This window comes from Hymenobacter sp. HD11105 (assembly GCF_054051685.1).
Window position 1 is genome coordinate 59,538 of record NZ_JBSWBR010000003.1, and the last position, 25,343, is coordinate 84,880.

Below are 25,343 nucleotides of genomic sequence, written 5' to 3' on the forward strand. Positions count from 1 at the left end.
ACGCCGCTCCGTGCAGCTTTTCACACCTGCTGTATTCTGTTATGAATAATCGTCTGCACCTGCGCTTTGAGCAGCTCGAACGGGCCACTAATCAACTACTGGCACAGGCCGAGGCACTGGGAGAGCACGTGAGTACGGCGCCAGGCCCTGGTCAGTGGTCGGCAGCACAGGTAGTGCATCATCTGCTCGTGGCCGAAACCGGCATCGTTCAGTACCTCGACAAGAAGCTAGCGCAGACGGAAGAACTGGAGAAAGCCGGTTGGGGGGCTTTTTTTCGTTCGCGGCTACTGCGTGTTTTGCTGCGCTTGCCATTTCTGCGCTTTGCGGCTCCGCCCAAGATTAAGGCTTTAACTACTAGCGACGTACCTCCCCTACCTGAGTTGAGGGCCGAGTGGGAATGTGTGCGCCGTCGCCTCGAGCGTACCCTGAGCGAGTATCCACCGAGGCTGCTAAACCGCGCTATTTTCAAACACCCGCGCTCGGGCATGCTTACTATTTATCAAACCCTAGATTTCATGGTCGACCACGTGTTGCATCACCAAGGTCAGCTCACGCGTATCGCTCGAGCTGTAGCACAAATGCCGCCTCGTATAGCGGCTCAGAAGGAAAATCAGCCAACGTAGCTTACTCCTTTTTTTCGCGCACTATATCAGCGTACGTTTCATGGCGGCTAACGCGCTCGAAGGCTTTTACCATTTCGGGGGGCGGCACCGTGAGTTTACGCTGGCGCAAATCAAGCCAAGCCCCATCGACCGACACAGTAGCAGCTAGGCGGCCGTCGGCCTTATATATAGAGTGAATAATGCGCCAGCGGCTGCCATCGGCACTAACTCCCCCCACCTCAGCCGTTACCCGAATGGTTTCGCTCATTCCGATTTCCTTCATAAAGCGCGTGTCTTCCCGAAATAGAATAGGCCCCAGGCTTAGTTCGGCAAAGCGCCGCATGGTAAAGCCCGAATCAGCTAACAAATCAAGGCGGACTTGGGCTGCGTAATCAGTGTAGGCTGAGTGGCGCATGTGCACGTTGGGGTCCATATCGGCCCAGCGCACCGTGAAGGTTTTTTCGTAAACGTCCATCCTGGTAAACTTGAAAGAGGTAGTGATAGTCAGGTTTGTGGGGGCAAATTAGGGCCATTATCCTTGGACTTAATTCAAAGTAAAATTAGTAGCAGTTAGTCCGGTGTACCAGTGGGTATGAAAACTTTAGGGCAAACTTGCAAAAAAGCCCCCCAGAAGTTTTCTGGGGGGCTTTTTTAAATTTATTTCAGCGAATTAAATAGCCGGATCAGCGGGCACATTAGGGTTCGTCAAACGCTCCTGCTGCGGATATGGATAAAAATTACGGGTGCGCTCAGCGGTGGCTGGCGGCGTTCCAGTGGTAGGCGGTGCCGGACGGCCAAAGCGACGGCTGTCGGGCATGCGCAAGCCAGTTAAATATAGCTCAGCACTACGCTGCTTATAAATTTCTAGCAGCAGTGCATCGGCGGTAACTGGGCCGCTATAGGCTGGCAAACTGGCTCCTACTCCATATAAATCTGCGGCTGGAGCTTGAGTACGCACGGCGTTGATATCCTGTAGGGCCGAAGTCAGGCCGCCACCACTCCGCACCAATGCCTCAGCGCGGCTCAGACGTATTTCATCGGGCAGATAAGCCGGGATGCTGGTGCTATTCGTACCAAAAAAACCTGTCAGGACGGGTTGTTGGGCATTATTCACTGTTTCTTGCCCAATATAAAATCGTACCCGCGCATCGTTAGGTTCAGCTAGCGCTGCTGGAAGACCAAACCCGTTTATTTCGCGTGGTCGGAAATTACGCGCCTGGACGGAAGACAAAAATATTGGATTCTGATTCTGGCTGTTGAACTGAAAAACCGAACGCTTGGTCAAATCAATGGAGTTAGCCGCCGCCAGGGTTGCCGCGTGGTTACCAGCTTGTAAGTTATAGCGCACCTGGTACGCCTTGATAGTATTGGCTAGATCGAAGGTTGCACCTAATACTTTCGTGTTGAAATCGGCGGAGGGAGGCGTGGCGGTAATAAGTTGCTGAGCTTCATCTAGTAAGCGAATGGCTTCAGCTAATACCTGCTCGCGGGGCACAAAAGTGGCCGCTGGTCCACCCTGGCGGCTGGTGGTTAGCGGCGCTTGCTCGAAGTACTGCGATAAGGAGCCCAAGGCAATGGCCCGAAACAAGTTAGCGTGAGCCAACACGGCATCGCGGGTCGCGGGGTCATTACTTAACACTGTAGGCGCACTAGCCGTCAGATCTTCAGCCATTCCGGCAACACGCAGCAGCCGCGACCAAAGGTTGGTTACGTTGGCGTTGTTGGTCGGTAAATCGGCGCCACCTGCCTCAATCTCGAGTACGTTGGTAAACGTCGCGATACCGCGAACCTCACGAGCGGTTGCGCCTGATGTCAGAATTACCGCTTCAAGAGCGCTAGTTGCATAAAACTGACGCATACCCACACTCAAGGCCAGCAGTCCATCGCGGGTAGTCAGAACTTGGGCTTCGGTGGGGTTATTGGGGTTAGGCAAATCCAGATCACAGCCTGGAGCTAGCAGCAGGAGCATTCCGCCAAGTGCCAGCGTTGCGAAGCGACTTTTATATGATTTCATGGGAGTAATGTCTAGTTGAAGAATGAGGGGCTACGTCCGACTTAGAAAGTAGCACTCAGGCCTAGCGTAACGGTGCGCGGAATCGGAACTTCCACGAAATCGAAGTTGCGTACCACGGTGCTCTGACCGGCGGCATTCACCTCAGGGTCGTAGCCGCTATAGTTAGTAAACACGAGGAGGTTGCGGCCCGTCAGGCTGGCTCTTATGTTTTGCAAACCCAGGAACTTGGGAGTGAGGGTATAAGAAACCGAAGCCTCTCGCAGCTTCACGTAAGACCCATCCTCGATGTATTCTTCAAAGATGCCAAACAATACAGCGCTGGTTCCCTTCGGCACATCGCCGCGTAGCTCGCGTTCATAACCCGCCAAGCCTCCGTAGAGGTCGCGCTCGCCCACACGCCGCGTGAAGTTGAACACATCGAAGCCCTGTACCGCGTCGAACTGCAAGCGGAAGCTCAGGTTGCCGGCCACGGTTACCTCATTGATGAGAGAAGCGAGGTAATCTGGGTTCGGGTCACCGATAATTTTGCTCAGCGCAGAGCCGCGGGGTTGGCCCTCAGGGGTGCGTTCTGGCACTCCATTTACGCCCAACTCACGTTGAGGTAAGCCAGCAGGGGTCAGCAATAAAGAGCCATCGGGGTTGCGGGCATAGTAGGTGCTATAAAATACGCCTACGGGTGCTCCGTTCACGGCTGCAACTTGTCCGAAGCCACCCGCGAAGGGCAGAATCCCGTTGCCCTCAATGCCGTTCACTTCGTTGCGGTTGCGGGTATAGGTGGCTGTTACGTTCCAGATTACTTTCTCCTTTTGTAAAGGCACGGCACGCACCAGCACCTCCACACCCTTGTTGGTCATGGTGCCTACGTTTTGCAGGCCGGTGAGAAAGCCCGTACTAGGCTCGAAAGTGCGATTGAGCAGCAGGTCATTAATTTTCTTATTGTAGTAAGTAGCTTCTACACCTAAACGACCACCCAGAAAACCCGCGTCGAAGCCCAACTCAACCTCTTCCTGCCGCTCTGGCCCCAGGCGTGGGTCGCCGAGCTGGGGCGGCCGATATACACCTAAAAGCCCCCCAATGCTCACGGGCACATAGTTGGTTTGCTTATCGTAGGCGGCAATTGCAGTTAAGTTGCCCGATTGGCCATAGGAGGAACGAAACTTGAGCGTAGGCACATAATTGGCCATTGGGCCATTTTTCCAGAAGCCTTCTTCGGAAAGCAAGTAGGAGGCGCTAGCTTTATAATAGGTCTGCCAGTTGGGGTCATCATTGAGTCTATCGTAGAAAGGCGAGGCAGCGTCAACGCGTACGGCGCCCGTCAGGTACAGGCGTTGGCCCAGCCCAAATGTTTGCTGAGCGAAATAACCCTCGATACGACGCTCAGTGCGATTTTCGGTGGCCACCGTCACGCCGTTATTGACAGTTTGCCCCCCAATACCAAGTTGCGTAGCACCGAGGGTAGTGCTTTGAACCTGATCGTATTGCCAGGTAGCTCCCACGCTGGTGGTCGATTCCAGCCACTCCGCGAAGTTGCGACGGTAACCTAAGGTCACATCGTTGTTGTACTGAAACACAGTACGATCGGCACGCCGAGCTAGACCACCGCTGAGGTCGGGTGTGGTGTTACCCGGGGGAATAAAGGCTGTACCTACTTGGGTGTATGAGTCAAGCCCAAACACGAAATCAGCGGTAAAACCCTCAAACGGTGTCAGGTTTAACTGTATATCGCCAATAAAACGAGAAGTACGCTGGCGAAAATCGAAGCGGTTTATAGCTTCCAGCGGATTGGTCCGCGTCAGGGTGCTGGGGCTAATGCTGGGATACACACCCGTGACAGGATCGGGCGCTGGGTTCACGAAGTTATTGCCGAAAATAAAGCCGGTTAGTGCACCGTATTGGGCAACCAGGCCGCCATTCGGAATTTCGCGGCTGTCGCTGAGCGTATAATTGCCCCCCACAGCCACGCTGGCCCAGTTGGTAAGGGTTTGTTGCAACCGCAAACGGCCCGTTTTCCGGTCAAAGTCAGTGGATTCTACAATGCCTTGATTCTTGAAATAAGAGCCCGAGAAAAAGTAGCGCGAAGCCTGGCTGCCGCCCGATACAGAAACGTAATTATCGGTGCCGACAGCGGTCCGAAAAATTTGATCCTGTAGGTCATAGCGCTCAACGGGAACTTGGGTGAGGTCGGAAGCAGTGGTATTGGCAAAGCGAAACGGATACCTATTGACATCCAGTGTCTTACGAATTTTTGACACGATGAAATTGCTTGACACCGTAACGGAAGGTTTACCTTCCTTGCCGCGCTTAGTAAAAATTTGAACTACACCATTGGATGCTCGTGAGCCATAAATGGCCGCTGCCGCCGCTCCTTTGATAATCTCGATGCGGTCAATGTCGGCGGGGTTGAGGTCAACGAGGCGGTTTTGGGCGTACCCTCCTAAGTCGAGCAATTCGGGCGAGTCGTTATTAATAATAACTCCATCAATAATGTAGAGCGGATCGGAGCTGCCGACCACGGTACTGGTGCCGCGCAAACGTACAGAAATGCCCCCCGCCGGATTGCCTGAGTTTTGGGAAACCTGGGCGCCGGCAACTTTACCTTGTAAGGCTTGGTCGATCTGCACGGCGGCACCCTGGGTCAGCTCGCGCGCATTCACGGTGCTGATAGCGTTGCCGAGTTGCTGCTTACTGGTGGCTACCGAGTTGCCGGTTACTACCACTTCTTTTAGGCCGACCAAGTCCTCCCGTAGGGTAGCATTTGCGGTTATTTGCGCCTCCGTACCAAGCGCGAGCGGTTGCGTCACGTTGGCGTAGCCAACTGAGCTAATAACCAATTGGAAAGTCCCCGGTCGAAGGGAAGCGCGTAACTCGTAAGCGCCATCCGCGCCCGTGGCCGTTGCCAGTACTGTGTTAGCAATACGTACAGTAGCGCCAGGCACACCGGCACCACCGTTGGCATCGGTCACACGGCCTTGAATAACGTAGGCTACATTTTGGGCCCAAGCCACTGGACTTATCAAAAGGAGCAGCAGAAGCCCCAACCACAAGCTAGGGGCGTTGCCAAGCCGCCGCGTTGCCGCTAAGCCAGGCGAGTATAAATAGGACATAGAGAAAAAGGTGAAGTGGAGGAAGAAAGTGATGAGAAGTTAATCAGAAGTAGGATAGGTTTACAATAAGTTGCTGCTTACTACATCTAGACGCGCTGCCATTCTACTTCACTGATCAGCTGAAACTTACTTCCATCAGTTGCCCTCTTACCACTTCGTTAAGGGTCCAATAAATACTTTTACCCATCTATGAATCCTAATCTGCACCACCTGTTTACTATTGCCCAGAAGCCCCAGCGCCGAATCATTGGGCTCATGTCGGGCACTTCGCTTGATGGGCTTGATGTTGCGCTGTGCCGGTTTAAGGGAAGCGGACCAGCTACCCAAGTACAAGTAGAGGAGTTTGCTACGGTACCCTACTCAGAAGACGTGAAGGCGCAGATTCGGCAAATCTTTGCCAAGGAAACTATTGCCTTTGAGCAGTTGTGCCTATTAAACCCTTGGATCGGGTTGCTACATGCTGACATGGTGCTCGAGTGCCTGCAAACCTGGAATATTGCCCCCCAGGAGGTTGATTGCATTGCCAGCCACGGCCAAACAGTGTTTCATGCCCCGCGCAGCCAGCACGGCAAGTCTAATTTTCCCAATGCTACGCTTCAAATTGGCGATGGCGACCATGTGGCCGTGCGCACCGGCATCCTAACCCTCAGCGATTTTCGGCAGAAGCACATAGCCGGCGGAGGCGAAGGCGCGCCGTTGGCTGTGTACGGCGATTATCTTCTATTTTCTAAAGCTGGGGAAGACCGCATTCTGCTCAACATGGGTGGTATCGCCAACTTCACATTTTTACCCGGTTCTCTCGACGTAAGCGCCATGTTTTCGACGGATGTTGGACCCGGCAATACGCTTCTGGATGCATTTACGCAACTTTATTTCCCCGGCCAAAGCTTCGATGCCGATGGAGCTATTGCCGCCCAGGGCCGCGTACACGAGCCTTTACTCCGCGCCCTGCTCGATCATCCGTTTTACGCCGCCGATTATCCTAAAACAACCGGTCCCGAGCTATTTAATCCAGCTTACGTGGCCAACGCCCAGCAGCGCAGCGCCACTCCCACCCTTTCGCCCGCCGATATGCTCGCCACGCTGGTACAGTTCAGCGCGAACGGCATCGTGGAGGCAATTCTGCGCTGCTTTCCCTCCGCCGATTCCCCACTGACGGTGTATGCTAGCGGAGGCGGCATGCATAATCCTGTGCTGATGCAAGCCTTGCGTCAGCAACTTCCCAACTGCCAGTTTTTAACAACTCAAGATTTAGGCATCAACCCAGACGCAAAGGAAGCCGTTTTGTTTGCGGTGTTGGCAAACGAAAGCCTGGTAGGCAGCAGTTCTCCCTTGGGGCCAAGCCGCCCGGGCATACCAGCCGTATCGATGGGGAAAATTTCGTTTGCGCAGTAGTAATAAAGCTTTTATACTTATTCGCTGGCTTCCGCACCGGCGCGGAGCTTAAGCCGGGCAAGGTACTGTTGCTGGTCATCTTCCCCAATTATTTCCAACTCATAGCCCGCTTCCTCAGCGTAGTCCTGCAGGATACTGGCTTCCACAAACAGCCAGGGAAATGGCTCACCGGCTTCGCCTTCATACAGCATAGTGTATTCTACCTCACCATAATATGGCCCGTTCAGGTCGATGAGTAGGGCGCCTTCTTCATCTTCATAGAGATAAGCGATGTCGGAGGAGGTAGCTAAAATTTGCCCCCCAGGAGCCAAAAAGCTGCGTGCATGAGTTAGAAAGCGCGCTAAGCCTTCGAGAGTACCTACTAGCCCTAAGCCATTCATTAGCATCAGAATAGTATCGTAATGCTCGCCAGGAGCCAAAGCGTCAAACATGTTGTGTTGGGCCACTTCATGCACCCCACGCTCCTGCATTACCTGCACAGCCCCCGCCGACACATCGAGTGCACGAACTGAAAAGCCGCGACTTTGTAATTCCAATGCATGCGCGCCAGCACCCGCTCCCAAATCCAACACTCGCCCTTGGCATTCGTCTAGGGCAGTGCGTTCTAATTCCGGCATTTCCCAAAGCGTGCGAAAAAAATAACTAGCTGGCAGCGGCTCATCGTCGCTTACGTTGGTGTGTACTGTAAGCGTTGCTTTTTTGTCACCGCGTAAATAAGCAGTTAATGCGCGGCCAAGTAAATCGGGAGCAGACGAGGTAGAAGTCATAAGAGGAAGATACGCGGAATCGTTGCGCCAAGATTTAAATTAGCTGAGTATTGAAAGCGAAATTAGTAGTTCAGCTACTGACAACCGCAACTAAGCAGTAGCCTCAGTTTTCAATCGATTTATTTACAAAAGTCAGTAAGCTAATTTGTTCGACTATGATTTTTGTAAAATTCAGTAACGCAACAACATTGACATTGTCCAAAAAATGCACGCTAAAATTATTTTAAGAAAAGGTATTACCAGTAGTATTTAGTACACGTAAGAACACAAGAAGCCCCGACTCTTAGATAAAGGCCGGGGCTTATAATTGCATGTGCTGCAAGGTAATTACTCAGCAGTAGCCTCTTTACGAGGCCGTCCCCGACGACCACCAGTGCTTGAAGCATTAGCTGCGCGTGGCTTACGCTCTTTGCGCTCAGGAGTGTAAGATGGATCTAATAATGCGTTGGTCTCGCTAATTAGTGCAGTCAGCTTCTCCATATTCTTACGAACCTGAGCTAACACCATTTCATTGTCTTCGGCGCCCTGGAGAAGTTGCTGTAGTTTGTTTAAATCTGCTGTGGCCATTTTAAGGAGGATTTGAAAAGAAAGAATAATTTTAATTTGTGGAGCAAAGAAAACATTAATTATCACACCATCAAAAAATAAAAGCACAACCGCTTTTATTTTCTTACGTGTCATTAGAAAGTTAGGATATCTTATTTTTGAGAAAACAATGTCTAGAAATAGGCAGTTACTTCCTTTTAAGCTAAGATCATTACCTAGTAGTGATAAAATATTTACAGCAGATTAAATTTTTAGACACTATATGCATCCATTATATAAACAATATCGTCCTTTTATTCTGGTCATTTGACTGCATCCTTCCGCAGGGTATTTGCGTTGGACAAAGCGTACCACACCTTTTTCTTGTTATGGCCAGCAACCTTGATTACCTGAATCCAGCACTTATTCCGCTCGAAGAGAAAGTAAAAGCTTACCTGGAGGCTGAGGAGGAACTGGAGAAGGCTCAGATTGAAGCTCGCTCCTTAGCAACCACAAATTTACCCCCCACCGACGGCACCTTCGAACAACGCCCTCCCACCGGCAGCTTCGATCAGCATATGGATGAGGTTCAGCAGCGCCTCGACAATATGGAAGCTGACCTCGACCTGCTCCGCCGCGAAATAATTAAGATGCTACCCGTGCACAACGAATTTGTAAAAGTTAACCTCGGCTATGGGCCTAGTCGGGTAGGTGCGTTCGCTGAACCTGGTCAGCACGGCGCTGAGCCTGTATACAAGTTGAGAATCGTGCATTGATAATATTGAGCTGAATATCATCCCAAAAAAGCCCCCCAGATACTCTCTGGGGGGCTTTTTCGTGTCTTAGGGCACATTGATTCCAGTTACTGTAAGCACAAAAAAAAGGCCCCGCTTAGCGAGGCCCCTTTCCACAACCAAAACACCTAAAAAAACTATTCTTTCGGGTGTGTTTAAAGCAAGGATCGGGCCAGAAAAGGAATGTTATTCCCCTTATTTCAGTCACTTCATGAAAATATTGTGAAAGAGATTTTAAATTGAATTATTAAATCAATCATAATCTGCAGGGTAAATATTATAGGTATAAACTTCTTTAGAATCCTTTATATCATCCTATGACCACCTTATTAACATGGAAAAACATCCATCATTTCTTTAGTAGAATGCAATTTAAGGGTGTATTTAGGAACTTTATTTGCTCTAATATAAAATCAATTCCACTATTCTTTATTGTTCATGAAAACAATTCTTACCCCCCTTATCAAAAGGTCGGATACTGTTCGAAAGCTTTTGCGAATAGCGGGTGCATCGCTATTTATGTTGTCGCTTGGCCAGAAAGCGCGAGCGCAAGACTTTCCGCGTCGCGAAAGCTTTTCGTCAAGCACAACCACTGGCTTCACCTTAGGTGGCAATCCTAAGGCGGCGACCCTTACTAGCACTACGGGAACCAATGGCTACTTACGCCTGACGACTGATGAGCTATTTCAGTCTGGTTTCGCAGTTGACAAGACTTCCTTTCCTGCACCACAGGGCTTTAGTATCTCGTTTGAGTTTTTCTCCTATGGAGCCTCCAATCCCGGAGCCGACGGATTCAGCGTGTTTTTAGTAGATGCCGCCGGTACTGATCCTACTATATCGGGTCAATTTCGTATAGGCGCATTTGGTGGTTCTTTAGGGTACGCGCAGCGGAAAATTACTGCTAACGGGACTACTACCGTAACAAATGGAGTATCTAAAGGATATATCGGCATTGGCATCGACGCATACGGTAACTATTCTAACCCAAATGACGGCACAAGTGCTAACAGTGAGGGCCGTGAGGGAGGTCCAGGGTTCCGGCCCCAGGCGGTATCTATTCGGGGAGCCGGTGACGGTGCCAATGGCTACGCCTATCTGACTGGCACCAATACGCTACCCTTTACCCTTGATGTTGAATCGGTACGCGCCCAACGCTTCGCCGCTAATGCAACCACGGTTAATCCGGATTATCGCCGCGCTTATATTGATGTGCAGCCTACTACTGGACTCAGCGGAACGACAATATATTTAATTACCGTGCGCATTCAGCATGGGGCTGTCGTTACAACGGTCATTAACCGTTTCCCAGTTAATACCCCCCCCGCTCGGCTGCGCTTGGGCTTTGCCGCTGCGACCGGGGGCTTTAGCAACATACACGAGATTCGTAATCTGGAGATTGTGCAGGCTCCTTTTGCTTTGGATGACCTAGCCGGTACGCCATACAACAAACCGGTTTCGCTTAATATTCTAGCTAACGACGTGCCTTCAGGTAGTGATATCGAGCCATCCACGGTCGATCTAGACCCTAATACTGCTGGTCGCCAAACTACTTTTTCTGTTCCAAACCAGGGGGAATTTTCGGTCGATAATGCGGGCAATGTAACATTTACCCCTAGTGGTACTTTTGCCGGCGTCGTCACAATTCCTTACACTGTAGCCGACAACATTTCGCTTGACCCCAGTGTGCGGAACACCTCGAACCCAGCCAATATTACGATAGTGGTAACAGGCGCCGATATTGCCACTAGCATAAGTGGACCTACCTCAACTAACCCTGGCTCACGAATAACCTATACCGTAAATACGACCAATATAGGTACAGAGACTGCTGTTAATGTAACTCCTACACTGCAACTAACTCCTAACCTTGTTGCCGGCAACGTTACTTTCCCTAACAACAACGGCACGTACGATGCCGGTACGGGTCTCGTTACGTTTAATCAAAGTACGCTCGCCAAGGATGGTTCTGTAGCTAACACAGTTGAGGTGCTAGTACCCAGCAGCGGTATTTCTTCGATCAGTGGGCTGGCTAGTTACCAGTATCCATCAGTAGCTACAAATATACCTGATCCAGTATCGGCCAATAATACCGCTACCATTGTTACTACAATTAGAGGAGAGGCTAATATTGCTACTGCTTGCGCTACTCCGGGCAAGGACGGACCGATTACGCTTACTAGTTCCTCCACTGCTATTACTTCAACCAGTACATCTGCCCCCAATACTTATTTTCCAGGTGTGTCTGTGGGTACTGCAAATGGGGTGTCCACTGTCTTGATAGGGACTGCTCGCACAGGCGCTAATGCTGGTGCTGCTCCCTTGGCTGTAGGCGATCTTATAATGATAATTCAAATGCAAGGCGCAGTGATTAATACAACTGCTGCTGATGCAAGTTATGGTACTGTTACTAGCGCTACAGCTGGGCAGTATGAATATGCAACAGTAACGAGTCTAAACGGCTCCACTATTACGCTTAATAAGTTCTTAGCAAACCCTAGTGGTTACATAAATAACGCGACTAATAAGTTTCAAGTCGTACGGGTACCTCAATATTCTTCTGTTACCGTTACGAGTAATGTATCTGGAGCAGCTTGGAATGGCGCGACAGGTGGCGTTCTTGCATTAGATGTAGCTGGTAGAACCACATTCAATGGCGGCGGCCTGAATATGACTGCTAGAGGCTTTCGTGGTGGAGGCGGTGTAAGATACACTGGGTTAGCTTCTAACAACCAGAGTGTTTATGCTACCGAAGCTGCAAACCAAAACGGGGCTGGTGCCCACGGATCTAAAGGTGAAGGAATAGCAGGCACTCCACGTTACATCTATAATGGCACAGCTGTGGAAGATCGTACGGCAGCGGCTGATGGTTATGCAACAGGCAGTAATAATCGCGGCGCGGCGGCTAACGCTGGCGGTGGCGCTCAGGATTTTACCCCTACTCCAGCTACAACCGGAAACAGCGGCAATGCTGGCGGCGGCGGCGGTGCCAATACTAGCACTGGGGGCCGCGGTGGCTTTGGTGAGGGATCTAGCAGTAGCGGAAACCAAGCAGTAGGTGGCTATCAATTTGCTAGCTCAACTACTAAAATCATTATGGGTGGCGGCGGCGGGGCCGGTTCTACCAATGGCAATAACTCCCTAAATAGCAGCGGCGGTATTGGCGGTGGCATCATCATTCTACGTACAGGCTCAGTATCAGGAACGGCTATAGTACAAGCCGATGGTGGTGACGCTCCTACAGCTAATACAGCTACTGCTAACCAAAACCAAGGCGGCGGCGGTGGCGGGGCCGGTGGCACCATAATTTTATTTGTGACTCCTGGCAATAGCCTCACTGGCATCACAGCTTTAGCAACAGGTGGAGCAGGAGGTGATATTAATAAAGTCAATGGTGGTACTGCGTACGGTCCTGGCGGCGGCGGCGGCGGCGGCGTAGTTTATGCTAACAACACACTAGCAGGTGCTTCTTCTGTTGTTGGTGGGGTAAGTGGAACAACAAATAATGGTAACGGTAATAGTAGAACCAATTTTGGCGCCGCTGCTGGAAATATTGGTACTGCTTTATCATCTACAGTTCCCTCCACAACAAATACAATTGGTGGTGCTGGCTCCTGCTTGCCTACACTGGCGGCTAGTTTGTCTACCTCAACTCCCAATGTCACGCGCAATGGTAATGCGGTAAATCCTGCTACATATGTACTTGTTGTATCAAACACGGGTGGGGCAGCAACAGGTGTAAGCATAGAGACCGCGCTAACCGCTAACCTCTTTCAATATGATAATACGGTAGCTCCCACGGTGATCCTAACGCTAGCTGATGGCACCTCTTCGCCCTATACAGATTACACTGGCCCAACTAGTAGCACAACCACACCAACATTCAGTGGTATGACAATTCCAGCTGGCTCTACACTTAGAATTTCTTTTAGGGCTACCATTGCCAGCACTGCGCTCAATAACACGGCTTATCAAGCTTCTACAACTGTTCGCTTCCTGGATCCTACCCGCACTACGCTGACGGGCAACGTGTCACCCACAAACACCTTCGCCGGCGGAGGCACGGTACCTGGCAGTAACTATGCAGCTGCCAGCAGCACGGCTGAAGACGTTACTATTGTGCGGCCGCTGCCAGTAGAGTTGAAAGATTTTAAAGCCACCGCCGTACGTCAAGATGCTCAGCTTAGCTGGGTTACGGCTTCGGAGCTCAACAATGACCGCTTCGTAGTTGAGCGCTCACTCGATGGCTTAACTTTCAGCGCTATCGGAACGGTACAGGGTAAAGGCACCAGCACACAGCAGTCAAAATACAGCTTCACCGATGCTGGCGCTGCTCGTTTTGGTGCTCTGATTTACTACCGCCTAAAGCAATTGGACTTCGATGGAACAGTAACATTCAGCCCAGTGCGGACAGTAAAATTCGTTGATGTTATCAAAGTGGATGTGTCGGTATACCCTAATCCTAGCCAGAACGGTGCTACTCTCGACCTGACAGGCCTACCCGCCGGCGACTATCAGGTACAGTTGCTCGACCTGACGGGCCGCAGCTTGCAGCAGTTCACCCTAGCCGGTCAGCGGGAGCACGCGCTGCCAGTACAGGCCCTGCCTCATGGGTCTTACATTGTGCGAGTGCGTGGTGCGGCTGTGAGCGTAGCCTTGCCGCTGGTACGCAACTAGTTTTCTCATAAATAACTGAGGCTATTAAAAAGCTCCCCAAATCCTTGGGGGGCTTTTTTTGTGCAGCAATGTTTTCCTTCTACCTCAGGCATTTCATTTCGAGCTTGGCAATCAGCTTCTTATCTGAAGCCAATAAATACCATTCGGCATTTACCATTTCTATTTCCTCAAGACGGTGTAACTTCATTGCTGGGGGCATTTTTTACTCCTATCTCACTCCATTACCCTTCACTCCTATTACTATGGAAGCTCCACGCGAAGAGTTTATGCGCGAAGCCATTCGCTTGTCAATTGAAAAAATGCAGGCTGGTCACGGCGGTCCTTTCGGAGCCGTCATTGTGAAAGATGGCCAGATAATAGCGCGTGGCTTCAACCAAGTTACCAGCACCAACGACCCCACCTGCCACGCAGAAGTAGACGCCATACGCAAAGCTTGCGCGGCCCTTGGTACTTTTCAGCTCCAAGATTGTGACTTGTACACCAGCTGCGAGCCGTGCCCGATGTGCCTGGGGGCAATTTATTGGTCCCGGCCGCGGCGCGTATTCTACGGCAACACTAAGCAGGACGCTGCCAGTGTGGGCTTTGATGACCAGTTCATTTACAACGAAATTGAAAAGCCGCTGAGTGAGAGGCAAATTCCGATGCAGGAATTTCTGGGGGATGAAGCTAAAGAAGGATTTAAAGCCTGGACAGCACACGAAGCACGCACTGAATATTAAGGCGTAAAAAAAGCCCCGCAGAACTTTTCTGGGGGGCTTTTTTTACGATACTAATGTCGTCTATTTCATGCCGCCGCGCATGCCCATCATTTTGGCCATTTGCTGCATGCCGCCTTTGGTGCTGCTCATTTTGTTCATGGAGCGCATCACCTTGCGCATGTCCTCGAACTGCTTCATCAGGTTGTTTACTTGCTGAATGTCAGTACCGCTGCCTTTGGCGAGGCGGCGACGGCGCGAGCCGTTCAGCAACTCAGGTTGGGCCCGCTCCTTAGGCGTCATGCTTTTGATAATAGACTCGATGGGCTTAAAGGCGTCATCGTCGATGTCTACGTCTTTGATGGCTTTGCTCATGCCCGGAATCATGCCCACCAAGTCCTTCAGGTTACCCATCTTCTTGATTTGCTCTAGCTGGGAGAGGAAGTCATCGAAGTTGAACTGGTTTTTGCGAATCTTCTGGTTAATGCGCTTGGCTTCGTCCTCGTCGAACTGCTGCTGGGCGCGCTCTACCAGCGAAATCACGTCGCCCATGCCTAGGATACGCTGGGCCATCCGGTCGGGATAGAACATGTCCAGCGCCTCCATCTTCTCCCCTGTCGAGATGAATTTGATGGGTTTCTCGACGACGGCCCGGATAGAAAGTGCGGCACCACCGCGCGAGTCGCCGTCGAGCTTGGTGAGTACCACGCCGTCGAAGTTTAGGCGGTCGTTGAAGGTTTTGGCCGTGTTCACAGCATCTTGGCCCGTCATGGAGTCAACCACAAACAAGGTTTCGGACGGGTTAATAGCCTTTTTGACCTGCTCGATTTCGCGCATCATCTGCTCATCCACAGCCAGGCGGCCGGCGGTGTCGATGATGACTACTTTCTTATTGTTTTTCTTGGCGTAAGCAATGCCATTCTGCGAAATCTCGACCGGATTCTTGTTATCCGGCTCCGAGTACACTTCCACACCTACTTGCTCGCCCAGCACTTTCAGCTGGTCGATAGCAGCGGGGCGGTACACGTCGCAGGCAACGAGCAGGACGGTGCGGTTTTGCTTTTTAATGAACGTGGCGAGCTTACCAGCAAAGGTTGTTTTGCCCGAACCTTGCAGGCCCGAGAGCAGAATCACGGCGGGGTCGCCTTTGAGCACTACGTCTTCCTTTTCGCCGCCCATGAGCAAGGTTAACTCATCGTAGACGATTTTGGTCATGAGCTGGCCCGGCGAAACCGACGTGAGCACGTCGCGGCCCATTGCCTCGTCCTTGATCTTATCGGTGACTTCTTTGGCCACCTTATAGTTCACGTCGGCATCGACCAGCGCCCGGCGGATTTCCTTGATGGTGGCCGCGACGTTGATTTCAGTGATGCTACCCTGACCTTTCAGGGTTTTGAAAGCCCGGTCGAGCTTGGTAGAGAGATTATCGAACATCGGTTGATGTGGTAATTAAGGAGGTGCGACTGTGCTGGCCTTGCTTGCCAGGAGGCTGCAAGCAGCACAACAGGTAATGGTGGAAGGTTCGCTTCCCCAAAATTAACCCAAAAAACCCTGAAAGCCCACGGCTGTGTACCTTCGTGTATCAAACCTGCCTTAAAAATGTTCCCCAAGCCTCTGCGTCTGCTTGTCATTACCTATTACTGGCCACCTTCGGGCGGCGCAGGCGTACAGCGGAGCTTGAAATTTGTGAAGCATCTGCCCGCGTATGGGGTTGAGCCGACGGTGATTACCGTGGACGCCTCGCAGGCAGCATATCCGGTGCTCGATGAGTCGTTGGCAGCGGAAGTACCCGTTAGCGTGCGCGTGCTTCGGACAAACACGAGTGAGCCGTTTGATTCTTATAAAAAGCTCACCGGCCGCAAACAGATTCCGCATGGCGGCTTTGCTAACGAAAGCAAAAGCAGCTTTCAGCAACGGCTTTTCAAATTTGTGCGGGGCAATATATTTATTCCTGATCCGCGCCGGGGCTGGAATCAGCATGTGCTGCGTCAGTGCGCCGAGTTAATGGCCCAGGGTCAAACCTTCGACGCGGTGCTGACCAGCAGTCCGCCCCACTCTACGCAGCTTATTGGTCTGGAGCTAAAAAAACGTTACGGCCTGCGCTGGATAGCCGATATGCGCGATCCTTGGACGGATATCTATTATTATAAGGAGTTAAATCACACCCCGCCCGCCCGCTGGCTCGACGCTTGGTACGAGCGCCAAGTGCTGGAGCAAGCCGACGAGGTACTAGTGACCAGCCCCGATACTAAGCGCTTGTTTTTGGGCAAATCGCCGCGCCTGGCAGCTAGCAAGTTTCACGTGCTGCCTAACGGCTACGACGAGAGCGATTTTCGGGAGCCCACCGCTCCACCCACTGACTGCCTGCTCATCACACACACGGGTACCATCTCCGAAACCTACCACATCGAGCTGTTTTTGGCGGCGTGCGCTACTTGCACCACGCGCCACCCCGATGTGCCGCTCAAGCTGCGCTTCGTGGGCACCGTGTCGGCGGGTGTGCAGGAGCAAATTCGGGAAGTCGGATTGGGCAAGCACACGGAATTTGTACCCTTTGTGCCGCACGACGAGTCGGTGAGCTACTTGTTGCGCTCTACAGCCCTGCTCATGGCCATTCCAGATGTGGCGCACAATTTCGGTATTCTGCCAGGCAAAGTTTTTGAGTACTTGGCTGCTAATAAGCCCATTATCTGTATTGGCCCCGTCGGCTCCGATGCAGATAACCTGCTGGAAGAGTGCGGGGCCGGCCGGGCCCTCCCCTACGACACGTACAGCGGCATGCTCGATCATCTGGACAGCCTGTTTGCGGCTTGGCGCGTGAATTCTAATCTTGATTTGCCGGCCATCAACCATGCGCAATACTCCCGGCGGGCGCTTACGCAGCGGCTGGCTGGTCTGATTAAATAAGGCTACTTCTGCAGTTTCTCCCAGGCATTGCGCAGCTTACTAGGCAAGCGGCTGGCTACCTGAGCCCGCAAATCGCTCCAGGTGGAGCGTGGCAGTTGGCGGCCGTGCCAGGCGCCGATAGCCTCGGCTAGGCGCTGGGCGAGCGTGCGATAGTGGGCTCTCTGGTAGTGACGAAGGTTGTTGGTAACGTCGGCCGGCGTGCACACAAAATCGCGCACGTCGATGAGATAACAATTCTCGGCGGTGGCCACGAATTCGGCCAGGGCCTGATTCATCTGGGCGTGGCGCTGGGCAGCGCCAATTTCAGCAGAGCCGGGCACGTCTATTTCGGCGCCGTTAAGAAAGAAAATGGGAATAGTAGTCGGCAATTGACTTCGTAGCCAGCGCAAATTAGCTTGGAAATCAGCAGGCGGAATTTGCCCCCCAAACTCAAATTCAGTCCCGAATCGACGCAGAAATGCTTCATCCATTCCGCGAAAGCGGCGCTGCGCATATTTGCTAGCCAGCGCTGCGGGGTCTGCGGCCACAATATTCTGGTAGCCCCCGAAGGGAATAGCGATACCCGTGGCTTTCTCGCGGTAAAGCTCCTGGGTATAGTCCATAAGCGGGCTGTAAACCAGGGCATCAAACTTCGCCGCCCACAGGCTAGTGACAAAGGCTTCTTCGCCCAGAAATGGCAGCGCACGAGCTAGACGTTGATGCTCACTGGGGGGCAATTCGCGACCCAAACGCAGCAGCGCCGTGTGCTCCACATGAACCGGAATCTGCTGCTCATTCACGTAGTTAAATTCCTCTTTTACCTCGATTGCAAAAGCCTGCAGGAAAGGCGTCAGTTGGCCTAAATCGCAGCCACCTTTCAGCAATACACGCAACTGGGAGGAATTTTTGGCTTGAATTTGCCCCCCAAGACAATTTTTTTCAAACTGGTGATTAGCGCCGGGTGCTGAAGCCACAATTGCTGCTTCTGCTGCTTCCGTTTCTATAGTTATCCAATCGGGTTTCTCCGTAGCATTCAGCACGGTGGCTACTTCGCCCTGTACTTCCAAAGCAGGAAAACCTAGCCAGGCATACGTGAATTGCTCGACGCCCAAATGCAGGATACGGCAGGAGAAAACGAGCTGCTCCAGCCGATTTTCTAGCCTATGCAGGCAGTACACGCCCACGAGGCCATAATCACCAAACCGGTCGCGCACCCGCACGGTACCCCAGCGCAGGGCAGGATCGGCAAAACTGGCTTCCAGCTCCTCTTTTGCCACGCGCTGCTTGGTGAAGTTTAGCTGATTGGAGCGGTTAATTAGCTCCTCGATGCGAGTGAGGTCGGGCAGCACGTGCTCAACTCCCTCACGGAACTCAATGCGCACCTGCGAATCCCGCAGAAAAGCCAGGTTATCCTGGTAGGCAGAACGGGCCTGTTGCTGGCGTTCGAGCAGCTTGTACTGCTCCAAGCGGGTCAGGCCGGGGTCGGGTTTGCCGCTGGTGAGCAGTTGGGGGGCAAATTTCGGTAGTTCAGTAGGGTCGGCTACTTGCAGTTGAGGATTATAGAACTGCGCCTCGGCCCGATTGATGGGGTTATCATCCAGAAACAAAGCATTTGGCGCACGGAGCTGCATTTGGCTCAGCAACTCTTTAATAATTGGTCCTTTAGGCTGCCAGCTTATCTGCGGAAACACAAATAGGTCGCGTATTCCTAGCTCAGTGAGTTTGGCCTCGGCCGCCGCGAAGTCATTTTTGGAAACAATGGTGTGCACAATGCCGCGAGCCGCCGTAGCCCGCACGAGCTCTAAATTATCGGCCACGGCTTCTATAGCGCCCTCGGAGAGCGTGCCGCGCCAAAAAGTATCATCTAGGTCCCAGATAATAAGCTTGATGGGTTCAGGCATAAAGAGAGGCTGTAGTATGTAAATATGGTTAAGCCGAGCACAGCGAAGCAGCTCGCCTGCTGATGCGGAATTAGTAATCAGACACTGCCACACGAGTTGCTTCTTTGTGCTCTGCCTAACCAATCACCAACAACAGAGCAAAAGTACGCAACCCCGGCGCGGAATGCCTACTTTTGCCCCCCAGCGCTTTTTCCGGGTCGCTGGTTTCCTTTTGTCTTTCTATGGCACTCGATTTAAACAATAAATCCATTCTGGTTACCGGCGGTACCGGCTCCTTCGGCAAGCAATTCGTGCGCACGGTATTCGAGAAATATCCGCAGGTGAAGCGCCTGGTGATTTACTCCCGCGACGAGCTGAAGCAGTACGAAATGTCGCAGACATTTTCGCACGCCAATTATCCAGCTATTCGCTATTTCATTGGAGATGTGCGCGATGGCGAGCGGCTCAAGCGGGCCTGCGAAGGCATCGACGTCATTGTGCACGCCGCCGCCCTCAAGCAGGTGCCCGCCGCCGAGTACAACCCGATGGAGTGCATTAAAACCAACATCTTTGGGGCCGAGAACGTCATTAATGCTGCCCTCGACTGTGGCGTAAAGGAAGTGGTTGCCCTGAGCACTGATAAAGCCGCTGCGCCCATCAATTTGTATGGCGCCACCAAGCTTTGCTCGGATAAGCTATTTGTGGCCGCCAACAACATGAAAGGCAAGCGTGATCTGCGCTTCTCCGTGGTGCGCTACGGCAACGTAATCGGCTCGAGGGGCTCCGTGGTGCCGTTTTTTCTGCAGCAGCGTCAAACCGGGATATTGCCCATCACCCACCCCGATATGACTCGCTTCAACATCTCTTTGGAGGAAGGCGTGGATTTGGTGCTGTACGCACTAGAAAACTCTTGGGGCGGCGAGATTTTCGTACCTAAAATCCCGAGCTATAAAATAACGGAGGTTGCCGAAGCCATTGGTCCCGACTGCAAGCACGAAATCGTGGGCATTCGTCCCGGTGAGAAGCTGCACGAGGCAATGATTACCGAAACCGACGCCTTGAGTACGGTGGAACTGGATCGGTACTACGTCATTCTACCTTACACGCCGCAGTGGGATGTCGAGGAGTTTATCCGTCGTTTCAACGGCCGCCGCGTGCCGGACGGCTTTTATTATGACTCTGCTAACAACGACCATTGGCTGAATGCCGAGCAGATTCGGGAGGAAATTCGCTTGCACGTAGACCCAGAATTTTCAGTTTAACCTACTCTCCATGCTCAACTAAAAAGGCTGCTCTCTCTATAGGGTGGCCTTTTTAGTTGTGTAAATGAGCAGATAAGTTGCCGCCCGTGTTAGTAGGAACACCAAGCCCTTGCCTGCGTATCTTTACCGAACCATGACCAACGCCCCCGCTACCTTTCAGCCCACCCGCCCTATTCCCTACGGTCGCCAGCACATTACCGAAGAAGATTTACGCGCCGTAACCGATACGCTCCAGTCTGATTTTCTAACCCAGGGGCCTAAGGTGGCGGAGTTTGAGGAGAAGTTTGCCGCTTATATCGGGGCCAAATACGCGGTAGCGGTGAGCAATGGCACTGCGGCCCTGCACCTGTGCACGTTGGCGCTAGGCGTGCAGCCTGGGCAGCGCGTCATCACTACACCTATTACTTTTGCCGCTTCTGCTAACTGCGTGCTGTACGCTGGTGGCGAGGTGCACTTCGCTGATATTGATCCGGCCACTGCACTCATCGATTTGCAGCACGTGCGACGGTTATTAGAGCGTCACCCTAGGGGGCATTTTCACGGCCTGATTCCCGTGGATTTTGCGGGTCTGGCCGTAGATATGGAGGCTGCCCGCCAGTTGGCTGATGAGTTTGGGTTATGGCTGATTGAAGACGCTTGTCACGCGCCGGGGGGCTTTTTTATTGATTCTCAGGGCCAGGAGCAGCGTTGCGGCAACGGACAATATGCCGATCTGGCCATTTTTAGCTTTCACCCAGTTAAGCACATTGCCACCGGCGAGGGCGGTATGGTCACCACCAACCGTGCCGACCTCTACGAAAAGCTCCTAATGCTGCGCACCCACGGCATTACCAAGAATCCGGCGCAGCTTCAGCAAAACCCCGGGGGCTGGTACTACGAGATGCAAACACTCGGCTACAACTATCGCATGCCCGACATGCTCACCGCGTTGGGTATCAGTCAGCTGCGTCGCGCTGATGAAGGTCTTGCCCGCCGCCACCAGCTTGCCGCTCGCTACGACGCGGCTTTTGCCGAAACTGCTGCTGTGCGACCACTGGCCGGAGCCGAGGGCCACGCCTATCATCTGTATGTAATTCAGGTAGAAAACCGCAAAGGCTTGTACGACTTCCTGCGTGAGCGACAGATTTTTGCCCAAGTACATTACATTCCGGTGCATACCATGCCGTACTATCAGGAGCTTGGTTGGCAAAACGGCGACTTTCCGCAGGCGGAGGCTTATTATAATGATTGCCTAAGCTTACCAATGTTCCCGGATTTGTCGGGTGAGGAGCAACAGTTCGTGATTGACTGCGTGCGGGAGTTTGTGCGGAGTTAGCCGACTCAACCTTAAATAATAAGAGGCAACAATTCGTTGCCAGCTCGTGCGTAATAAGTTGCTACTTAATGTCCTTGCATTCTCCTAAGATCGGTATCATCTCTCAGGCTCGCATGACCAGCACGCGCCTGCCAGGCAAAGTTCTGCTGCCTGTTGGTGGAATGCCGCTACTGCAGTTTCATGTGGATCGGCTGCGGCAGAGCGACTTGCCGCTCTACTTAGCCATTACCACTAATGCTACCGATGATGCAATAGCGGAGTTTGCAGCTCAGACTCAGCTGCCTTGCACCCGCGGCGACGAACAGGATGTGTTAGGGCGCTATTACCAGTGCGCCGTTGAAAATCAGTTGGATATAATTGTGCGTGTCACCTCCGACTGTCCTTTGTTAGATGGTCAGCTCATTGCGCATAGCGTACGCAAATACGTGCAGCAAGCTGATCCGCATGTGTATTTGTCTAACGTGTTGGAGCGCACTTACCCACGCGGTTTTGACTTTGAGATTTTCTCGCGAGCGTCATTAGAAGAAGCATTTGAGCGCGCCACGCTGCCCAGCGACCGGGAGCATGTGACGCCCTACATTCACCAAAATCGCTCGGGTCGGGTTCGTTTTCAACACATTACCCGTCGACCCGATCGCAGCTCCTACCGTCTGACGGTAGATACTGCCGATGATTTTAAGCTGATGAAGACGTTGATTGAAGACTATGACGCGGCCGCGCTTTCCACCGATGAGCTTATCGACTTGCTCGACCGGCACCCAGAACTAGTAGCGTTGAACGCTCATATTGAACAAAAGAAGATCTAATGCCGACCTCACCCACATTACCCCGCCTTGTGCTCCGCGCCGACGGTAACCCGCGCATTGGGCTGGGTCATGTGATGCGTCTGCTGGCGCTGGTAGATATTCTGCGCGACCAATTTAATTCGGTGTTTGTCATTCAGGAACCGACCGAAACGCTGCGGACCCAGCTTGCCGCAGAGTGCACAGAGGTGGTCGAAATGCCCCCCCAACCCGCCGCTGGTGAGCCAGCCTGGCTAGCCCAGCACGTCCTGCGCCCCACCGATATTTTGGTGCTGGATGGCTACGGCTTCGAACTAAGCTACCAGGAAGCAGTGCGGCATTCCGTCGCTCGGTTGGTATGTTTGGATGACTTACACTCATTTCCCTTTGCCGCCGATTTAGTATTGAACCCTGCGGGGGGCATTTCAGCAGCTGAGTATGAGCTGCGCCAACCCGGCGCGCGCTTGCTGAGCGGACCAGCTTATGCACCCCTTCGGGCTGCTTTTCAATCAGCCGCCGCTACCCCGGCCTCTCCTTTCTCGGTACTGGTATGCTTAGGTGGCGCCGATCCCACGCACCAAACCCAACAAGTGGCCGCGGCCTTACTTACACTGCCGGTACAGCGAGTGCACGTAGTAGTCGGTAGTGCCTACGCCGACTGGGACAACCTCCGTCAGTGGGCTGAGCAGCATTATATCGTAACGCTGCATCGCAATTTACCCCCCAACGACTTAGCTGAGTTGATGCGCAACTGCGGCACGGCCGTTTGTTCACCTAGCACCATCAGCTACGAGTATTGCGCCGTGGGTGGCGGCTTGCTTTTCCTATTGCCCACAGCCGCCAATCAGCACGACCTGCATGAATTTTTGCGGGCGGTGGGCATGGCGTTGCCTTACACCAGCGCCGCCAATGTCCTAACTTCCCCGGAGGTGCTGCGCATTGCAGAGCAGCTACAAACGGCCCAGCATCGTCATTTCGACGGCCAGGCCCCGGCACGCTTGCGCCAGGCTTTCAAGACTTTATGCCTGCCACCCGCGCCTTTTCACCTGCGCCCAGTTACCGCCACCGATTCTGCCCAGCTTTTCTCCTGGACGAATGAGCCCACCGTTCGGCAGGCTTCATTTAATCCGCAGCCCGTATCAGCCGAGTTTCACGAGCGATGGCTAAATGCCCGTCTGGCGGATCCTTATGCCCTGCTGCTGCTGGCAGAAGAAGCCGACGGCGGCGCACCCGTGGGACTCATTCGCTTCAGCATTTCGCACGATGAGGCCACCCTGAGCTACCTGCTTGATCCAGTGTATCGGGGGCGGGGCTGGGCGGCCCTGCTGCTAACTCTGGGCACCGCACATCTGGCTCAAACCTTTCCGCAACTGCGCCGCATCATAGGGCATGTTCAACTCCGTAATGAGGCTTCTCTGCGAGCCTTCGAGCGGGCGGGCTACACGTTGTTGCCCGCCCCGCTATCTGGCGAGCCCGATTCGGTTACTTTTGCCTGGCAACTATAGCACTGGGCGGAGCGCGGACGTACGAACCGAAAAGCCGGAACTACCGCACTTGCCTGCACACCAGCTTGTTTTGGGTTCCAACTCCTCGCTTCTAACCTCTCTACCAGAATGCATATCGGCTCTCGCCCTATCGATCCTGACCAGCCACCGTTCATAATTGCCGAACTGAGCGGCAATCACAATCAATCTCTGGAGCGCGCGTTCAATATTATTGATGCTGTAGCGGCGGCGGGTGCGCATGCCATCAAGCTTCAGACCTACACCGCCGATACCATGACGCTGCCGGGGGCGTACCGCATCGACGATCCTAATTCCTTATGGTACGGGCGGGAATTGCACGAGCTGTATCAGGAGGCCTACACGCCCTGGGAGTGGCACCAGCCTTTGTTTGAGCGAGCCAAATCGCACGGCATGCTGGCTTTCAGCTCGCCTTTCGACGAAACAGCCGTGGATTTTCTGGAAACGCTGGATGTTCCAGCTTATAAGATTGCCTCGTTCGAGAACACCGATTGGCCCCTACTGAGGCGCGTGGCAGCTACGGGCAAGCCCGTCATTATGAGTACCGGTGCCAGCACTCTGGCTGAAGTGGCGGAGGCAGTAGAAGTACTTCGGGCAGCCGGTTGCCAGGAGCTGATTTTGCTAAAATGTACTAGCACCTACCCTGCTACACCCCAAAATACCAACCTGCGCACCATTCCGCATCTAGCGCAGCTTTTCCCCGATTGTCCTGTTGGCCTTTCCGACCACACAATGGGCGTAGGCGCCGCTGTGGCGGCCGTAGCCCTGGGAGCCTGCGTAATTGAAAAGCACGTAACCCTACGCCGCGCCGATGGTGGCGTTGACTCTGCTTTTTCCTTGGAACCTGAGGAGGTTGCTACCCTGGTCACCGAAACGGAGCGCGCCTGGCAGGCCCTAGGACAGATTCAATATGGTGTGCAGCGTGCCGAGGAGAAGAGCCGCCTCTACAAACGCTCGCTCTACGTAGCGCGGGATATTCAGGCAGGAGAAGTTTTTACCAAAGAAAACCTACGTGTAGTTCGTCCCGGCGACGGTTTGCCCCCACGCTACTATGATCTGTTGCTGGGGAAGCCTGCCCGGCAGAATTTGCGCGCCAGCACGCCACTTACCTGGGACGCTCTGTAA

Annotated in this window: 18 protein-coding genes; 11 read left to right on the forward strand and 7 right to left on the reverse strand. The window is 52.9% G+C overall.

Annotated features, from left to right (window positions below; genetic code table 11):
* Positions 1–41 precede the first annotated feature (41 nt).
* On the forward strand, positions 42–623 hold the full coding sequence (locus tag ACW9KT_RS11020) for a DinB family protein (protein WP_457080285.1): 582 nt from the start codon (positions 42–44) through the stop codon (positions 621–623).
* A gap of 1 nt (position 624) precedes the next feature.
* Here ACW9KT_RS11020 and ACW9KT_RS11025 read toward each other — a convergent pair whose 3' ends face one another.
* The 3 genes from ACW9KT_RS11025 to ACW9KT_RS11035 form a co-directional block, all read right to left on the reverse strand.
* Positions 625–1,077, reverse strand: a complete 453-nt coding sequence (locus ACW9KT_RS11025; protein WP_457080287.1) for an acyl-CoA thioesterase — start codon at positions 1,075–1,077, stop codon at positions 625–627.
* A 195-nt stretch (positions 1,078–1,272) separates the two neighbouring features.
* A complete protein-coding gene (locus ACW9KT_RS11030) occupies positions 1,273–2,616 on the reverse strand; it encodes a RagB/SusD family nutrient uptake outer membrane protein (RefSeq protein ID WP_457080289.1) in 1,344 nt (447 codons plus the stop codon).
* 41 nt (positions 2,617–2,657) lie between these two features.
* Positions 2,658–5,720: a SusC/RagA family TonB-linked outer membrane protein gene (locus tag ACW9KT_RS11035; protein WP_457080291.1), complete on the reverse strand. Its 3,063-nt coding sequence runs from the start codon at positions 5,718–5,720 to the stop codon at positions 2,658–2,660.
* A 189-nt stretch (positions 5,721–5,909) separates the two neighbouring features.
* Between ACW9KT_RS11035 and ACW9KT_RS11040 the strand changes: the two genes are divergently transcribed.
* Positions 5,910–7,115 (forward strand): anhydro-N-acetylmuramic acid kinase, encoded by a 1,206-nt coding sequence (locus ACW9KT_RS11040; protein WP_457080293.1) that lies wholly within the window; start codon positions 5,910–5,912, stop codon positions 7,113–7,115.
* A 17-nt stretch (positions 7,116–7,132) separates the two neighbouring features.
* Here ACW9KT_RS11040 and ACW9KT_RS11045 read toward each other — a convergent pair whose 3' ends face one another.
* Positions 7,133–7,882 (reverse strand): class I SAM-dependent methyltransferase, encoded by a 750-nt coding sequence (locus ACW9KT_RS11045; protein WP_457080295.1) that lies wholly within the window; start codon positions 7,880–7,882, stop codon positions 7,133–7,135.
* Between the two features lie 327 nt (positions 7,883–8,209).
* A complete protein-coding gene (locus ACW9KT_RS11050; RefSeq protein WP_457080297.1) occupies positions 8,210–8,563 on the reverse strand; it encodes a hypothetical protein in 354 nt (117 codons plus the stop codon).
* A 233-nt stretch (positions 8,564–8,796) separates the two neighbouring features.
* Between ACW9KT_RS11050 and ACW9KT_RS11055 the strand changes: the two genes are divergently transcribed.
* From ACW9KT_RS11055 to ACW9KT_RS11065, 3 genes are all read left to right on the forward strand, one after another.
* On the forward strand, positions 8,797–9,183 hold the full coding sequence (locus ACW9KT_RS11055) for a hypothetical protein (RefSeq protein WP_457080299.1): 387 nt from the start codon (positions 8,797–8,799) through the stop codon (positions 9,181–9,183).
* A gap of 537 nt (positions 9,184–9,720) precedes the next feature.
* A complete protein-coding gene (locus ACW9KT_RS11060; RefSeq protein WP_457080301.1) occupies positions 9,721–13,875 on the forward strand; it encodes an Ig-like domain-containing protein in 4,155 nt (1,384 codons plus the stop codon).
* Positions 13,876–14,117: 242 nt separating this feature from the next.
* Positions 14,118–14,594 (forward strand): nucleoside deaminase, encoded by a 477-nt coding sequence (locus ACW9KT_RS11065; RefSeq protein ID WP_457080303.1) that lies wholly within the window; start codon positions 14,118–14,120, stop codon positions 14,592–14,594.
* Between the two features lie 60 nt (positions 14,595–14,654).
* Here ACW9KT_RS11065 and ffh read toward each other — a convergent pair whose 3' ends face one another.
* Positions 14,655–16,004, reverse strand: coding sequence for a signal recognition particle protein (gene ffh / locus ACW9KT_RS11070; protein ID WP_457080305.1), 1,350 nt, complete (start codon positions 16,002–16,004; stop codon positions 14,655–14,657).
* A 165-nt stretch (positions 16,005–16,169) separates the two neighbouring features.
* On the opposite strand from ffh, the gene ACW9KT_RS11075 reads away from it, so the two are divergent.
* Positions 16,170–17,477: a glycosyltransferase family 4 protein gene (locus tag ACW9KT_RS11075; protein WP_457080307.1), complete on the forward strand. Its 1,308-nt coding sequence runs from the start codon at positions 16,170–16,172 to the stop codon at positions 17,475–17,477.
* 2 nt (positions 17,478–17,479) lie between these two features.
* Here the strand turns inward: ACW9KT_RS11075 and ACW9KT_RS11080 are convergent, their stop codons facing one another.
* Positions 17,480–19,357, reverse strand: a complete 1,878-nt coding sequence (locus tag ACW9KT_RS11080) for a hypothetical protein (RefSeq protein WP_457080309.1) — start codon at positions 19,355–19,357, stop codon at positions 17,480–17,482.
* Positions 19,358–19,578: 221 nt separating this feature from the next.
* On the opposite strand from ACW9KT_RS11080, the gene pseB reads away from it, so the two are divergent.
* The 5 genes from pseB to pseI all read left to right on the forward strand — a co-directional run bounded on the left by pseB (position 19,579) and on the right by pseI (position 25,343).
* Positions 19,579–20,598: a UDP-N-acetylglucosamine 4,6-dehydratase (inverting) gene (gene pseB / locus ACW9KT_RS11085; RefSeq protein WP_457080311.1), complete on the forward strand. Its 1,020-nt coding sequence runs from the start codon at positions 19,579–19,581 to the stop codon at positions 20,596–20,598.
* A 133-nt stretch (positions 20,599–20,731) separates the two neighbouring features.
* Positions 20,732–21,913, forward strand: a complete 1,182-nt coding sequence (pseC, locus tag ACW9KT_RS11090) for a UDP-4-amino-4,6-dideoxy-N-acetyl-beta-L-altrosamine transaminase (RefSeq protein ID WP_457080313.1) — start codon at positions 20,732–20,734, stop codon at positions 21,911–21,913.
* 68 nt (positions 21,914–21,981) lie between these two features.
* Positions 21,982–22,719 carry a cytidylyltransferase domain-containing protein gene (locus ACW9KT_RS11095; RefSeq protein WP_457080315.1) on the forward strand — a complete coding sequence of 246 codons (738 nt, stop codon included), beginning with the start codon at positions 21,982–21,984 and terminating at the stop codon, positions 22,717–22,719.
* A gap of 29 nt (positions 22,720–22,748) precedes the next feature.
* Positions 22,749–24,200, forward strand: a complete 1,452-nt coding sequence (pseG, locus tag ACW9KT_RS11100) for a UDP-2,4-diacetamido-2,4,6-trideoxy-beta-L-altropyranose hydrolase (RefSeq protein WP_457080317.1) — start codon at positions 22,749–22,751, stop codon at positions 24,198–24,200.
* Positions 24,201–24,308: 108 nt separating this feature from the next.
* Entirely contained in the window at positions 24,309–25,343 is a 1,035-nt protein-coding gene (gene pseI, locus ACW9KT_RS11105) for a pseudaminic acid synthase (RefSeq protein ID WP_457080319.1), read from the forward strand.

Excerpts from the sequence above, each read along its gene's own strand:
- ACW9KT_RS11020 (WP_457080285.1), top strand. The coding sequence starts at position 42 with ATGAATAATCGTCTGCACCTGCGCTTTGAGCAGCTCGAACGGGCCACT.
- ACW9KT_RS11025 (WP_457080287.1), bottom strand. The coding sequence starts at position 1,077 with ATGGACGTTTACGAAAAAACCTTCACGGTGCGCTGGGCCGATATGGAC.
- ACW9KT_RS11030 (WP_457080289.1), bottom strand. The coding sequence starts at position 2,616 with ATGAAATCATATAAAAGTCGCTTCGCAACGCTGGCACTTGGCGGAATG.
- ACW9KT_RS11035 (WP_457080291.1), bottom strand. The coding sequence starts at position 5,720 with ATGTCCTATTTATACTCGCCTGGCTTAGCGGCAACGCGGCGGCTTGGC.
- ACW9KT_RS11040 (WP_457080293.1), top strand. The coding sequence starts at position 5,910 with ATGAATCCTAATCTGCACCACCTGTTTACTATTGCCCAGAAGCCCCAG.
- ACW9KT_RS11045 (WP_457080295.1), bottom strand. The coding sequence starts at position 7,882 with ATGACTTCTACCTCGTCTGCTCCCGATTTACTTGGCCGCGCATTAACT.
- ACW9KT_RS11050 (WP_457080297.1), bottom strand. The coding sequence starts at position 8,563 with ATGACACGTAAGAAAATAAAAGCGGTTGTGCTTTTATTTTTTGATGGT.
- ACW9KT_RS11055 (WP_457080299.1), top strand. The coding sequence starts at position 8,797 with ATGGCCAGCAACCTTGATTACCTGAATCCAGCACTTATTCCGCTCGAA.
- ACW9KT_RS11060 (WP_457080301.1), top strand. The coding sequence starts at position 9,721 with ATGTTGTCGCTTGGCCAGAAAGCGCGAGCGCAAGACTTTCCGCGTCGC.
- ACW9KT_RS11065 (WP_457080303.1), top strand. The coding sequence starts at position 14,118 with ATGGAAGCTCCACGCGAAGAGTTTATGCGCGAAGCCATTCGCTTGTCA.
- ffh (WP_457080305.1), bottom strand. The coding sequence starts at position 16,004 with ATGTTCGATAATCTCTCTACCAAGCTCGACCGGGCTTTCAAAACCCTG.
- ACW9KT_RS11075 (WP_457080307.1), top strand. The coding sequence starts at position 16,170 with ATGTTCCCCAAGCCTCTGCGTCTGCTTGTCATTACCTATTACTGGCCA.
- ACW9KT_RS11080 (WP_457080309.1), bottom strand. The coding sequence starts at position 19,357 with ATGCCTGAACCCATCAAGCTTATTATCTGGGACCTAGATGATACTTTT.
- pseB (WP_457080311.1), top strand. The coding sequence starts at position 19,579 with ATGGCACTCGATTTAAACAATAAATCCATTCTGGTTACCGGCGGTACC.
- pseC (WP_457080313.1), top strand. The coding sequence starts at position 20,732 with ATGACCAACGCCCCCGCTACCTTTCAGCCCACCCGCCCTATTCCCTAC.
- ACW9KT_RS11095 (WP_457080315.1), top strand. The coding sequence starts at position 21,982 with ATGTCCTTGCATTCTCCTAAGATCGGTATCATCTCTCAGGCTCGCATG.
- pseI (WP_457080319.1), top strand. The coding sequence starts at position 24,309 with ATGCATATCGGCTCTCGCCCTATCGATCCTGACCAGCCACCGTTCATA.